Genomic DNA, 12,060 nt, shown 5'->3' with positions numbered 1-12,060 from the left:
GGAGAGGTCTTCCGTCCGTCCCGCACTTCGGGGCCGGCGTCCGCCGGGCGGTTCTTCCCGCCCGGCAGGCGCCGGCCCCCGCGTGTGCGTCACAGAATATTCATTGACCGATGAGCCGGCCCGGGACATGCTGTATCCCTGTGTCGGCGGGCCCCGCAACTCCGGCCTCCGACGCGGCCCATGGTCCTGCCTGCTTCAGGCGCGGCCGAGGGGCGCGCCTGGATCCGGCGACGCGGGGGATCGCCGGAGTCAGGTGTGTGTCCCCGGGGCGCCGGCCCGGACGAGGGCTCAGACGGCGGTACGGGCGTTGCCGCCGGTCGCGGCGGCCCACTCCACCAGCAGACGCTGGTACTCGGCCTCGTCCTGCGGGGACAGGTAACCGCCCGAGCGCTGCCACAGGCCGCGGATGGCCGCGTTGACCTCTGTGGCGGAGCGCGTGGAAACGGACGACGACGACATCGGGGACATGGATACAAGGCTACGGCCCCGATCCGATGATCCGACCCCTTGCGGGACGGGATATCCCTCACACAGCGGGGGTTCGGGACGGGATTTCGCTCACATCGCGGGTCCGGGACGGGATCTGGCTCACACCTCGGGCTCCGGCGCCCGGCGGGACGGGCTCCCGGGGTATGCGGCGACGGTGAACGCCACCACCGCCACCCCCAGCAACGCCCCGCCCACCACATCGGTCAGCCAGTGCACCCCCAGGTACACCCGGGTCACCGCCACCCCGATCGCGGAGACGACCGCCACGGCCACCGCCACGGCCCACAGGGCCGGGCCCGCGCCGTACAGCCGCAGCAGCCACAGGAGCAGCCCGCAGCTCACCACGGCCGTCATGGCGTGGCCGGAGGGGAAGGCCGAGAAGTGGGCCGAGTCCACCGGATCCGGCCAGCGGGGGCGCTCGCGGTCCACGGCGGCCTTCACCCCTTGCGAGAGGAGGGAGCCGAGCAGACTGGCGGCGGCCACCCAGAGGGCGAGCAGCCGTGCGCCGCGCCACCACAGGGCGATCACGGCCGCCGCGATCAGTGCCCGCATCGTCCACGGGTCCCAGAACCAGTCCGTCAGCACCCGGTTGACCCGGACCAGCCCGGGATCGGCCACCGCGTGCCGGTGCAGACTCTCCGCGACCGTACGGTCCAGGGTCATCAGTGGGGACCACTCCGCCGCGACCAGGGCGAGCAGCACCGTGAACAGGGCGATGCCCACGGTTCCTGCGGCCAGGGCGGCCGAGGGGCGGGGGGAGAGGGCCGGCCGGGGGGCTTGGGGGGAGGGCATGGGGCGATCCTCGCGGACGCAACTGCCCTGTGGCCAACCCGGAGCGCGGAATTCCGGGCCGTGTGGCCGAGCCGGGGTGTGAAGTCCCGGCCCTGTGGCTAACCCAGAGCGCGGAGTCCCGGAACGAAAGCCACCACGAGCGGGACGACCGGCACCAGCGCGGCCGCCGCCGTCAGGCGCAGTCGGCGGCCCGCCGTCAGCCGGTCGACCGGAGCCAGCAACCGGTTGACGCGCAGCGGGACTTGGGCGTCCGGGGTGGGGCAGGGGCCGAAGACCCCGCGGTCCTCGTTGAGCCCGACCAGGGCGAGCGCGGTCGTCAGCCGGCCGAAGCGGCGCGAGGCCACGTCGTCGGCGGCCAGCTCGACCAGGCGGTGCATCTCGTCGCGGAAGGCGGCGAACACCGGGATCTGCGGGAAGCCGATGGCCAGTGCGGAGGAGCAGTGCAGCAGCCAGTCGTGCCGGGCCCGGGCATGGCCCTGTTCATGGGCGAGCACCGCGTCCAGCTGACGGCCCTTCAGCCGACCGAGGGCGGCGGTGGTGATGACCAGCTGCGGAGCCGTCCCCGGCAGCCACCAGGCGTCCGGACGCTCGCCCTCCAGCACCACGAGGCGGTCGGCGCCGGGCTCCTCGCCCGGCATCAGCGGAGAGCGGACCAGCAGTTCCGCCCGACGCTGCCTGCGGCGCCGCCGCGCACGCCCGATCTCCCGCAGGAGCATGGCGCCGCTCCACAGCCCGCCCAGCGCCAGCAGCACCGCGATGACCGCCGACCAGGGGCCGTACGCGGCCAGGGCGTACGCCTCGACCACGGCATGCGGGGCGGGGGCGAAGACGTGACCGCGCACCGCCTGCCAGGCGGCGGCCGCGCTGAACGTCATGGAGAGCGCGAACGACACGAGGACCCCGGCCACCACGCACTGCCACACCCACAGCGCCACGACCGGCTCCCGCTCCGGCCACCGGGCCCGGGCCATCAGGCGCGGGGTCACCAGGGCGGTCAGTGCACCGAGCAGCAGCAGCGCGAGGGAGACCAGCATGGCGTCAGCCTATGAGGGGCGGGCGATCCGCGGGTACGGCTGCGCCCGGCAAGTGACGTAGACCACGGTTGGGAAGGCCCCTGTCTCGCGATCTGTCTCACAGGGTGAGAAGCATGGCGAACATGGCGATGCCCATCGTGAGCCGGCACGCCATCGTCAGCTCGGTCCCCCCGCCCGTCGTACCGCCCACGACACCGTCCCCGCCGCCGCGTACGACCCCTTCCGCACTGCCGCCCGCGAAGCTCGCGACGCCCGTCCCCGCCGGTATGAGATGTCCGGCGGAGCGCAGCACGTAGAGCGCGTAGTAGACGAGCAGCACCCCCGTCAGCAGCGGAACGCCCCCGGCCCCTCCCGCCGCCGCCCCGTGCCCGGCATGCCCGCCCGCGCCCGCCGCCCCCGGAGCCATCGTCACGGCCATGTAGACCATCGCCAGCGAACCGACCAGGTGGTGCAGATGGTGGGAGCCGTGCCGGGCCGACCAAAGGGCGCGCAGCGCGGCGGCGCCGAACACCACCCCGTACACCGCCCAGGCCCCCTCCGGGGGAGTCAGCACCGCCGCCGGAACGGCCATCGCCGCCATGCCGAAGCCCATCAGCGCCTCGCCGCGCGCGGTTCTGCGCTCCTGCGGGGTGCCGGTGCGGGTGCGCAGCAGGCAGTAGGCGCCGCTCACCGCGCACAACGCCATCAGCAGCCAGCCGGCCAGGGCCCCTCCGTGCACGGCGAACCTCCCCCTCGGACGTACGACGACGTACGGCACCCCCTGGTCGATGCCCAGGCCCGGGCCGCCGAACCCGGCGCGCAGGGGCGTGAAGGGGGTGCGCCGGGGCCCGGAAGGGGCGCTCCGGGTCGCGTTACTCTCGACCCGAACGCGTGCACGGCACGCAGAGAGCAGCAGAGAACGGAGCGTTCCCCATGGACACCGCCACGCCACCCGGCTCGGCCAGCCTGACCTTCCGCGACGCGACCGATGCGGACGCACCGGCGCTGGTGGCGCTCATCGAGTCCGCCTACCGCGGCGACTCCAGCCGCACCGGCTGGACCACGGAGGCCGACCTCCTGGAGGGGCAGCGGACCGACGAGCAGGGCGTGCGCCAGGTGATCAACGCTCCGGCGGGCCGGCTGCTTGCGGTCGAGCGCGAGGGTGAACTGATCGCCTGCTGCCAGCTCGAACACCGCGGCGACGCGGCGTACTTCGGGATGTTCGCGGTCCGCCCCGGCGCCCAGGGCGGCGGCCTCGGCAAGGTGATCATCGCCGAGGCCGAGCGCACGGCCCGTGAGAGCTGGGGCGTCACCGAGATGCAGATGACGGTGATCTCGGCGCGCGAGGAGCTGATCGCCTGGTACGAGCGGCGCGGCTACCGGCGCACCGGCCGGCTCACGCCGTTCCCGTACGGCGACGAGCGCTTCGGCATCCCGCAGCGCGACGATCTGGCCTTCGAGCTGCTGGTCAAGACCATCGGGGACCGCTAGAGCGTGTCCTAGGGGCACGCAACGGGGACGCCGGCCCGGGGCCCGGGCGGGCGCCCGCCCCCGGTGCGGGGGTGCGGGCCTCAGGCGGTGAAGCGGCCCGTGCGGCGGATCTCGGGGAAGTCCGTGGTCGCGCCGTCCAGGTTCAGCGCCCGGGCGAGGCGCAGCTGGTCCTGGGTGTTCACCACCCAGCCGATCACCTTGACGCTCTCCGCGTGCGCCAGTTCCACCACCTCCAGCGTGAGCCGGCGGATGTTCAGCGCCAGCGTCGCTGCGCCCGCCGCCTTCGCCCGCTCCACGATGTCCCCGCTCCAGCGGCTGGCGATGAGGACCGTACGTACCCCCGGCACCAGCCGGGCGATCTCGGTGACGGCCTCGTCGTGGAACGAGGAGACCTCCACCCGCCCCACCAGATCGCGGGCCAGCAGCACCTCCGCCAGCGCCCGGGCCGCCGCCACGTCCTTGATCTCGGCCTGGAGCGGGGCGTCCACCGCGTCCAGGACCTCCTCGAAGACCGGCACCCGCTCGCCCTTCCCGGCGTCGAGCTCACGCAGCTCCGCCAGGGTCTTGCCCGCGATCGGCCCGGTGCCGTCGGTCGTACGGTCCACGGCCGCGTCGTGCATCACGGCGAGCGCGCCGTCCTTGCTGAGGTGCAGATCCAGCTCGATGGCGTCCATCCCCGCCTCCTGCGCGCGGACGAAGGAGCGCAGGGTGTTCTCGGGCTCGACGCCCATCACTCCGCGATGACCCAGGGTGAGAAATGACAAGGCGACCTCGTTTCCGTCGGCGGCGGCCCGCCAACTGCTCCTGCCCGCACGGGGTTACGGCATGACGGCACCGGTGAGGGTAGCGGCCGGGGCCGTCGATGTCTGCCGCCGTGCGGGCCCGGTCGGCCGGTCGGAGCATGGACAGATGGAACTGTGCGCCTACCCGGCGTACGACAGGAAAAACAGCGGTGACCATAGGGGGTCGGCAGGATAATTTTCAGGGCTTCACTTGTGTGAAGTAACCCTGCGCGGCTACGGTGACTGCACGCGAGGTTCTCCCGTGGAGGAAGTGTTATGACGGAAATTCTTGTGCACGGTGCCACCGACGGCGCGATAGCTACTGCCCCGCGGGTGGTCGAGCACCCGGCCTGGCCCGCGCTCAGGGATGCCGTCGAGGAGATCCGCCCCTGGCAGTCCAAGGACGGCTCCATCGACTTCGAGGCCGAGGGCGCCCCGTCGCCCGCGACCGTCGAGCGTGTCGTCGAGCGGGTGATCGGCGCGGTGGAGGAGCTCTCCCCGCTGCTGCCCCACGACGCCGCCTACCACCGTGCGCTCGTCACCGACCTGCGCCGCTGGGCCGCCGACGGCTTCCGCGTGCCGGACTTCCTGGACTCGCTGCTCGCCTTCCAGCCCGCGCGGAACCGCGTCGACGGCCTCCAGCACCTGGTCGTCTTCGCGATGTACACGCAGAACGGCAACCCGGACCGCAACCTCGAAGCGGTCGTGCTGAAGATGGTCTGGCCCGAGTGGCTCGCCGACCTCGAAGCCGACCGCTACGACAACCCGCTCTTCTGCGGGATCACCTTCGAGGACTTCACCGCCGGTTACGACACCAACTCCGCGGTCCTCTTCCCGGAGACCATCGCCGTGCGCGAGGCCCCCGAGCGCTTCACCTGGGGCGGCATCTTCTGCGACCGCGAGGCCGCCCGCTTCCGCCGTGTCACCGAGGCCTCCGTCGAGCTGCTCGGCTTGGAGCTGCCCGAGGACATCCGCGAGATGATCGGCGACCAGACCCGCTGCGAGCAGGCCTTCGTCCTGTGGGACATGGTCCACGACCGCACCCACAGCCACGGAGACCTGCCGTTCGACCCGTTCATGATCAAGCAGCGCCAGCCGTTCTGGATGTACGGCCTGGAGGAGCTGCGCTGCGACCTCACTGCCTTCAAGGAGGCCGTGAAGCTGGAGGCCGAGGGCAACGCGCACGGCCGTGACGTCCAGTACGCGGTCCTCTTCGACCGGATGTTCCGCTTCCCGGTCACCGGCGAGCGCGTCCGCAACTACGACGGCCTCGGCGGACAGCTGCTCTTCGCCTACCTCCACAAGCACGACGTCGTCCGCTGGACCGACAACACGCTGAAGATCGACTGGGAGCTGGCCCCGCAGGTCACCAACCAGCTCTGCGCCGAGATCGAGAAGCTCTACCGCGACGGCATCGACCGCCCCAAGCTGGTCCACTGGTTCGCCGCATACGACCTGGTCGCCGAGTACCTCGCCCCGCACCCGGGATCCACCTGGGCCAAGGGTCCCGACGCCCTCGACCTCACTCAGCCCCCTCGTAAGCTCGTCGACGACGTGCTTCCGGACGAGTTTCCCCTGAGCATGTTCTATGAGGCGCTCGCCAAGAAGCTGAAGCACGTGATTGCCTCCACCAAGGGAATTACCGCCGCGAGCGCCGAGCAGGCAGCCGCGTGAACGCATCTCCCGAGGAGGCGGTGGCCATGAACGGAATCGGCAAGGGCGAGGGAACAGGCGTGCTCGAAGGTGCTGTGATCGCGGTCGCCGGAGCGGCGGGGCCCGCGGGCCGCGCGACGCTGCTGCGGCTCGCGGAGGCCGGCGCGACCGTCGTCGGCTGCGACGCCAACCCCAAGGGGCTCGCCGAGGCGGTGGACGCCGCCCGCTACGCCCACGGCGGCGCGACCGTCACCGGGGAGACCGTCGACCTGTTCGACCTCGACGCGGCCCGGGACTGGGCCAAGCGGACCGAGGCCGAGTTCGGCCGGATCGACGGCCTGGTCCACCTCGTCGGCGGCTGGCGCGGCAGCCCCAGCTTCCAGGAGACCAGCCTCGCGGACTGGGACACCCTGGAGAAGCTGCTGATCCGCACCGTCCAGTCCACCTCGCTCGCCTTCCAGGAACCCCTTCAGCGCAGCGACAGGGGCCGCTACCTGCTGATCAGCGCCGCCGGCGCCGGCAAGCCCACCGCGGGCAACGCCGCCTACTCCGCCTCCAAGGCCGCGGCCGAGGCCTGGACCCTCGCGCTCGGGGACGCCTTCCGCAAGGCGGGGGGCGAGGACGGGCCCGCGGCGGCGGCTGCGATCCTGGTGGTCAAGGCACTGGTGAACGACGCCATGCGCGCCGAGCGCCCGAATGCGAAGTTCGCGGGCTTCACCGACGTCACGGAGCTGGCCGAGGCCATCGCCGGCGTCTGGGACAAGCCCGCCCCCGAAGTGAACGGAAAGCGCCTGTGGCTGACCCCGCAAACGTGAGGACCGACGCGCGACGTCACCACGACCCGCAGGTGCGCGGCTTCGCCAGCGACAACTACGCGGGTGCGCACCCCGAGGTCCTCGCGGCCATCGCCCTCGCCAACGGCGGCCACCAGGTCGCCTACGGCGAGGACGACTACACCGGCCACCTCCAGCGCGTCATGCACAGCCACTTCGGCCCCACCGCCGAGGCCTTCCCGGTCTTCAACGGCACCGGAGCCAACGTGGTCGCCCTCCAGGCCCTCACCGACCGCTGGGGCGCGGTCATCTGCGCCGAGTCCGCGCACATCAACGTGGACGAGGGCGGCGCGCCCGAGCGGATGGGCGGCCTCAAGCTCCTCACCGTACCCACGCCGGACGGCAAGCTCACCCCCGAGCTCATCGACCGGCAGGCGTACGGCTGGGACGACGAGCACCGGGCCATGCCGCAGGTCGTCTCGATCACTCAGAACACCGAGCTCGGCACCGTCTACACCCCCGACGAGATCCGCGCCATCTGCGACCACGCCCACGAGCGCGGCATGAAGGTCCACCTCGACGGGGCCCGGATAGCCAACGCGGCCGCATCCCTGGACGTGCCGATGCGGACGTTCACCAACACGGTCGGCGTCGACGTGCTGTCCTTCGGCGGCACCAAGAACGGCGCCCTGTTCGGCGAGGCCGTCGTCGTGCTCAACCCCGACGCGGTCCGGGCGATGAAGCACCTGCGCAAGCTCTCCATGCAGCTCGCCTCCAAGATGCGCTTCGTCTCCGTCCAGCTGGAGGCGCTGCTCGCCAAGGACCTGTGGCTGCGCAACGCCCGGCACGCCAACGCCATGGCCCAGCGGCTCGCCGAGGGCGTCCGGGCGATCGACGGCGTGGAGATCCTCTACCCGGTCCAGGCCAACGCCGTCTTCGCCCGGCTGCCGCACGCGGTCAGCGAGCGGCTGCAGAAGCGCTTCCGCTTCTACTTCTGGGACGAGACCGCCGGTGACGTCCGCTGGATGTGCGCGTTCGACACCCGGGAGGACGACGTCGACGCCTTCCTCCAGGCGCTGAAGGAAGAGATGGTGCGGTAACGCAGCCCTCTCGCGCTGCATGAGTATGCGGTCGACCGGAAATCGATTGATCTCCGGTCGGCCGCTTCGTACGCTCCGGGACCATGGAACTGATCCAGCAGTCCCCGGACACCGCCGCCTATCTGGCCGCCGACGAAGCCGTCGACCACCGGCATCCCGTGGTGAGGCGGGCGGTGGCAGACCTGGCACACCAGGCCGACGACGCATACACATACGCCCGCGCTGCCTTCGAGTACGTACGCGACACCATTCCGCACTCCGCGGACTCGGGCGATCCGCGCGTCACCTGGCGCGCCTCCGACGTCCTCGCCACCCGCAACGGCATCTGCTACGCCAAGGCCATCGCGCTCACCGCGCTGCTTCGGGCCCACGGCCTCCCGGCCGGGCTCTGCTACCAGCGGCTCACCGACGACGACGGGACGAACCCGGTGGTCCACGGCCTGGTCGCACTCCGGCTCCCCGGCCACGACCGCTGGGCGAGGGTGGACCCCCGGGGCAACAAACCGGGGGTGGACGCGCAGTTCTCCCTCGACACCGAGCGGCTGGCCTGGGCGGTACGCGAGGAGCTCGGAGAAGTGGACTACTCGGCCGTCCACACCACACCGCCCGTGGAGGTCCTCCACGCCCTGCGGAGCGCCCGCGACCGCGCGGACCTCTGGCGGAACCTCCCCACACAGCTCTGAGCCCCCGGCGCGGCGCGTCGGGGGCTCAGAGAGGGGGTCGGGTCAGCCGAGCTCGCGGACCTCGGCGGGCGTCGGGGCCGTACCGCCGAGATGGGCCGGCACCCACCATGTGTCACTCGCGTCCTTCGGGCGCACCGGGTAGGCCCGCTGCGCCGCCTCCAGCAGCTCCTGCACGCGCTCCCGCAGCCGCCGGGTGATCGCACCGGCGTACTGGTCGGCGGGCGCCTCCATGGGCTCGCCGACCCGGATGGTGATCGGGATGTGGCTGCGCCTGAAGTTGCGCGGCCGACCCTTGGTCCAGATCCGCTGCGTGCCCCACAGCGCCATCGGGATCAGCGGGACCCCGGCTTCCTGGGCGAGGCGCGCGGCACCCGACTTGAAGCTCTTCAGCGTGAACGACTGCGAGATGGTGGCCTCGGGGAAGACGCCGACGATCTCACCGGAACGCAGCGACTGCAGCGCGTGGGCGTACGCGTCCTCGCCCTGGTTGCGGTCGACCGGGATGTGCTTCATCCCGCGCATCAGCGGACCGGAGACCTTGTGCCGGAAGACCGATTCCTTCGCCATGAAGCGGACGAGCCGCTTCTGCGGCAGGGCGCCCAGGCCGGTGAAGATGAAGTCGAGGTAGCTGATGTGGTTGCTGACCAGCACCGCGCCACCGGTCTTCGGGATGTGCTCCGAACCCTGAGTGTCGATCTTCAGGTCGAGCGCCTTGAACAGGGTGCGAGCGGCGCCGATGACCGGTCGATAGACGAGTTCTGCCATCTGGAGAAGACCCTTCTTCAGCGCCTGGGGAGGGTTCTCCCGGCGGAAGTTACGCAGCCGTAGGTTTTCGGCATTGTGGCGATGGTGCCCCATGCGCGGGCCCGTGGCCAGTCCCGGTGGGCCCGGGCGGCGAGATTCTCGTCACGTGCGAGCCGCCCCCGAGCTGCGGGAATGTCCGGCGCCCGGCCGGTGCTGACTCCTTGCGAAGAGCTCTGATCAGGAGGCGACAGTGGACGGCGGAACACCCGCGCAACGGCTCGACGCGTCCCAACTCGGCGCGGAACTGGGGGAACGGGCGACGCTCGTCCAGTTCTCCAGCGCTTTCTGCCAGCCGTGCCGGGCCACCCGCCGCACGCTCGTGGAGGTGTCCGCCATGGTCGAGGGGGTCGCGCACATCGAGATCGACGCCGAGGCGCATCTCACGCTCGTGCGGCAGCTCGGCATCACGAAGACGCCCACCGTGCTCGTGCTCGACAGTGCGGGCGAAGTGGTCCGCCGCGCGTCGGGTCAGCCCCGGACCGCCGACGTCGTCGCGGCGCTGGGACGGGCCATATGACGGGCCATATGACGGACCGTGACGCATCTCCCACATTGCGGAACGCACTTGACTGCACCCGCCACGCATCGTCAGTCTGACGCTATGCCGCCAGAACTCCTTCTCTACGGCCGGGTCCACGTGGACCTCGTACGTCACGCGAGTGCGCGCTGTCCGGGTGCCTGAGCAACCACGGCCCCTTACGCCTCCCCCGCAGAAGGACACCTCTATGACGGCCTCGCCCGAACTCGCCCCCTCCCTCACGGCATCGCCCGAGCTCCTGCGCTCCGTCTTCCGCCGGCACGCCGCAGGCGTCGCGGTGATCACCGCGACCGGCGACCGTCCGGTCGGCTTCACCGCCACCTCGCTCAACTCGGTCGCCGCCGAGCCGCCGCTGATCTCCTTCGGCATCGGGACCTCCTCCTCCAGCTGGCCGGTGCTGGCCGAGGCGGAGCATGTCGGCGTCCACATACTCGGCGAGCACCAGCAGGAGCTGGCCGCCACCTTCGCCCGCAGCGGCGCCGACCGCTTCGGCCCGTCCACCGAGTGGAGCAGCGGCCCCGAGGGCGTTCCGCTGCTGGCCGGCGTCTCCGCCTGGCTGGTCTGCCGCGTGGTGGCCCGCATCCCGGCCGGCGACCACCGCATCGTGATCGCGGAGGCCGTGGCCGGCGACCCGTCGGGGGCCGGCCGGCCGCTGGTCTACCACCAGGGACGGTTCACGGCTCTGCGAGACTGAGGGCGAGCAGGCCACGCGTGCAGGGACGTTTCCGCCGTAGGCAAGGTCACAGTGCGGAGCGCTTGCTCAGGGGTAACGGACTGGGTGTACTGGCGAGTAATATCGGCCGGGAGCCCGGTCGGCCCGACCGGAAACGGCCCTGTAAGGCGCCTATGCTGCGTGCAACAAGGCAGCCCAGAAATGACGATGCAGTAGGAGAGCCGGCGTGAGCTTGAGGATCGTTGTCTGTGTGAAGTACGTGCCCGACGCGACCGGTGACCGGCATTTCGCCGATGACCTGACGTTGGACCGTGAGGATGTCGACGGTCTGCTGTCGGAGCTGGACGAGTACGCGGTCGAGCAGGCGCTGCAGATCGCGGACGGGGCGGACGATGCGGAGATCACCGTGGTGACGGTGGGTCCGGAGGACGCCAAGGACGCGTTGCGCAAGGCGTTGTCGATGGGTGCGGACAAGGCTGTTCACGTCGAGGACGACGATCTGCACGGCACCGATGTGATCGGTACGTCGCTGGTGCTGGCGAAGGCGGTCGAGAAGACCGGTTTCGACCTGGTGATCTGCGGGATGGCCTCCACCGACGGTGTGATGGGTGTCCTGCCGGCCCTGCTGGCGGAGCGTCTGGGTGTGCCGCAGGTGACGCTGCTCTCCGAGGTGGCGGTGAACGGTGGTGTGGTGACCGGCCGCCGTGACGGCGACACGGCCTCGGAGCAGTTGGAGGCTTCGCTTCCGGCGGTGGTGTCGGTGACCGACCAGTCGGGTGAGGCGCGTTACCCGTCGTTCAAGGGGATCATGGCGGCGAAGAAGAAGCCGGTTCAGTCCCTGGACCTGGACGATCTGGGTCTGGACGCGGACGAGGTGGGTCTGGCGGGTGCGTGGACCGCGGTCGATTCGGCGACGGAGCGTCCGGCGCGTACGGCGGGCACGATCGTGAAGGACGAGGGCGAGGGCGGCAAGCAGCTCGCCGAGTTCCTCGCGGGCCAGAAGTTCATCTAGCCCGTATGCCCCTCCCTGCTGTTCCTCTCTCTCGTCATTTCTCGTCTGGAGTGCGTTGTCATGGCTGAAGTTCTTGTTCTGGTCGATCACGTGGACGGTGCGGTCCGCAAGCCCACGCTGGAGCTGCTGACGCTGGCCCGCCGTATCGGTGACCCGGTCGCGCTCGCGCTGGGCGCGGGTGCGGAGGCGACCGCGGGTGTGCTGGGTGAGCACGGTGCGGTGAAGGTCCTGACCGCCGATGCCCCGGAGTTCACGGA

General features: G+C 71.2%; 14 protein-coding genes and 1 pseudogene. 9 read left to right on the top strand and 6 right to left on the bottom strand.

Annotation, left to right across the window (positions count from 1 at the left end; genetic code table 11):
* Window positions 1–288: 288 nt before the first annotated feature.
* The 4 genes from IE264_RS22920 to IE264_RS22905 all read right to left on the bottom strand — a co-directional run bounded on the left by IE264_RS22920 (window position 289) and on the right by IE264_RS22905 (window position 3,033).
* Entirely contained in the window at window positions 289–468 is a 180-nt protein-coding gene (locus IE264_RS22920; RefSeq protein ID WP_015606995.1) for a hypothetical protein, read from the bottom strand.
* A 120-nt stretch (window positions 469–588) separates the two neighbouring features.
* Window positions 589–1,281: a phosphatase PAP2 family protein gene (locus IE264_RS22915; protein ID WP_032759784.1), complete on the bottom strand. Its 693-nt coding sequence runs from the start codon at window positions 1,279–1,281 to the stop codon at window positions 589–591.
* Window positions 1,282–1,379: 98 nt separating this feature from the next.
* Complete coding sequence (locus IE264_RS22910) at window positions 1,380–2,315, bottom strand: M56 family metallopeptidase (protein WP_015606993.1); 936 nt, start codon at window positions 2,313–2,315, stop codon at window positions 1,380–1,382.
* Between the two features lie 97 nt (window positions 2,316–2,412).
* The gene (locus tag IE264_RS22905) at window positions 2,413–3,033 is read right to left on the bottom strand and encodes a DUF5134 domain-containing protein (protein ID WP_032759783.1); all 621 of its coding nucleotides are present in this window, start codon (window positions 3,031–3,033) and stop codon (window positions 2,413–2,415) included.
* A 194-nt stretch (window positions 3,034–3,227) separates the two neighbouring features.
* Here IE264_RS22905 and IE264_RS22900 point away from each other — a divergent pair, with 194 nt between their 5' ends.
* Window positions 3,228–3,785, top strand: coding sequence for a GNAT family N-acetyltransferase (locus IE264_RS22900; protein ID WP_032759782.1), 558 nt, complete (start codon window positions 3,228–3,230; stop codon window positions 3,783–3,785).
* 80 nt (window positions 3,786–3,865) lie between these two features.
* Here IE264_RS22900 and IE264_RS22895 read toward each other — a convergent pair whose 3' ends face one another.
* The gene (locus tag IE264_RS22895) at window positions 3,866–4,549 is read right to left on the bottom strand and encodes a glycerophosphodiester phosphodiesterase (protein ID WP_078618630.1); all 684 of its coding nucleotides are present in this window, start codon (window positions 4,547–4,549) and stop codon (window positions 3,866–3,868) included.
* A 294-nt stretch (window positions 4,550–4,843) separates the two neighbouring features.
* On the opposite strand from IE264_RS22895, the gene IE264_RS22890 reads away from it, so the two are divergent.
* The 4 genes from IE264_RS22890 (at window position 4,844) to IE264_RS22875 (ending at window position 8,776) form a co-directional block, all read left to right on the top strand.
* Window positions 4,844–6,241 (top strand): DUF6421 family protein, encoded by a 1,398-nt coding sequence (locus IE264_RS22890; RefSeq protein WP_015606989.1) that lies wholly within the window; start codon window positions 4,844–4,846, stop codon window positions 6,239–6,241.
* A 26-nt stretch (window positions 6,242–6,267) separates the two neighbouring features.
* On the top strand, window positions 6,268–7,035 hold the full coding sequence (locus IE264_RS22885) for an SDR family NAD(P)-dependent oxidoreductase (RefSeq protein ID WP_032759781.1): 768 nt from the start codon (window positions 6,268–6,270) through the stop codon (window positions 7,033–7,035).
* Window positions 7,032–8,093 carry a threonine aldolase family protein gene (locus tag IE264_RS22880; protein WP_180288991.1) on the top strand — a complete coding sequence of 354 codons (1,062 nt, stop codon included), beginning with the start codon at window positions 7,032–7,034 and terminating at the stop codon, window positions 8,091–8,093. The genes IE264_RS22885 and IE264_RS22880 overlap by 4 nt, the downstream gene beginning before the upstream one ends.
* A gap of 83 nt (window positions 8,094–8,176) precedes the next feature.
* Complete coding sequence (locus IE264_RS22875; protein WP_032759780.1) at window positions 8,177–8,776, top strand: transglutaminase-like domain-containing protein; 600 nt, start codon at window positions 8,177–8,179, stop codon at window positions 8,774–8,776.
* Window positions 8,777–8,818: 42 nt separating this feature from the next.
* Here IE264_RS22875 and IE264_RS22870 read toward each other — a convergent pair whose 3' ends face one another.
* Entirely contained in the window at window positions 8,819–9,541 is a 723-nt protein-coding gene (locus IE264_RS22870; protein WP_032759779.1) for a lysophospholipid acyltransferase family protein, read from the bottom strand.
* Window positions 9,542–9,770: 229 nt separating this feature from the next.
* Here IE264_RS22870 and IE264_RS22865 point away from each other — a divergent pair, with 229 nt between their 5' ends.
* The 4 genes and pseudogenes from IE264_RS22865 to IE264_RS22850 all read left to right on the top strand — a co-directional run.
* Window positions 9,771–10,097: a TlpA family protein disulfide reductase gene (locus IE264_RS22865; RefSeq protein WP_015606984.1), complete on the top strand. Its 327-nt coding sequence runs from the start codon at window positions 9,771–9,773 to the stop codon at window positions 10,095–10,097.
* A 208-nt stretch (window positions 10,098–10,305) separates the two neighbouring features.
* Complete coding sequence (locus IE264_RS22860) at window positions 10,306–10,812, top strand: flavin reductase family protein (RefSeq protein ID WP_015606983.1); 507 nt, start codon at window positions 10,306–10,308, stop codon at window positions 10,810–10,812.
* A 205-nt stretch (window positions 10,813–11,017) separates the two neighbouring features.
* Entirely contained in the window at window positions 11,018–11,803 is a 786-nt protein-coding gene (locus tag IE264_RS22855; protein ID WP_190167686.1) for an electron transfer flavoprotein subunit beta/FixA family protein, read from the top strand.
* Between the two features lie 60 nt (window positions 11,804–11,863).
* A pseudogene (locus IE264_RS22850) lies at window positions 11,864–12,060 on the top strand (electron transfer flavoprotein subunit alpha/FixB family protein); the annotation flags it as partial.

Origin of the sequence: Streptomyces microflavus (genome assembly GCF_014650075.1) — a bacterium.
In the GTDB taxonomy this organism is placed as follows: domain Bacteria; phylum Actinomycetota; class Actinomycetes; order Streptomycetales; family Streptomycetaceae; genus Streptomyces; species Streptomyces microflavus.
This window is presented reverse-complemented; position numbering and strand designations above follow the sequence as displayed.

What these genes read in the sequence shown, in the direction of transcription:
- IE264_RS22920 (WP_015606995.1), bottom strand. Translation starts at nt 468, where the DNA reads ATGTCCCCGATGTCGTCGTCGTCCGTTTCCACGCGCTCCGCCACAGAG.
- IE264_RS22915 (WP_032759784.1), bottom strand. Translation starts at nt 1,281, where the DNA reads ATGCCCTCCCCCCAAGCCCCCCGGCCGGCCCTCTCCCCCCGCCCCTCG.
- IE264_RS22910 (WP_015606993.1), bottom strand. Translation starts at nt 2,315, where the DNA reads ATGCTGGTCTCCCTCGCGCTGCTGCTGCTCGGTGCACTGACCGCCCTG.
- IE264_RS22900 (WP_032759782.1), top strand. Translation starts at nt 3,228, where the DNA reads ATGGACACCGCCACGCCACCCGGCTCGGCCAGCCTGACCTTCCGCGAC.
- IE264_RS22890 (WP_015606989.1), top strand. Translation starts at nt 4,844, where the DNA reads ATGACGGAAATTCTTGTGCACGGTGCCACCGACGGCGCGATAGCTACT.
- IE264_RS22885 (WP_032759781.1), top strand. Translation starts at nt 6,268, where the DNA reads ATGAACGGAATCGGCAAGGGCGAGGGAACAGGCGTGCTCGAAGGTGCT.
- IE264_RS22875 (WP_032759780.1), top strand. Translation starts at nt 8,177, where the DNA reads ATGGAACTGATCCAGCAGTCCCCGGACACCGCCGCCTATCTGGCCGCC.
- IE264_RS22870 (WP_032759779.1), bottom strand. Translation starts at nt 9,541, where the DNA reads ATGGCAGAACTCGTCTATCGACCGGTCATCGGCGCCGCTCGCACCCTG.
- IE264_RS22860 (WP_015606983.1), top strand. Translation starts at nt 10,306, where the DNA reads ATGACGGCCTCGCCCGAACTCGCCCCCTCCCTCACGGCATCGCCCGAG.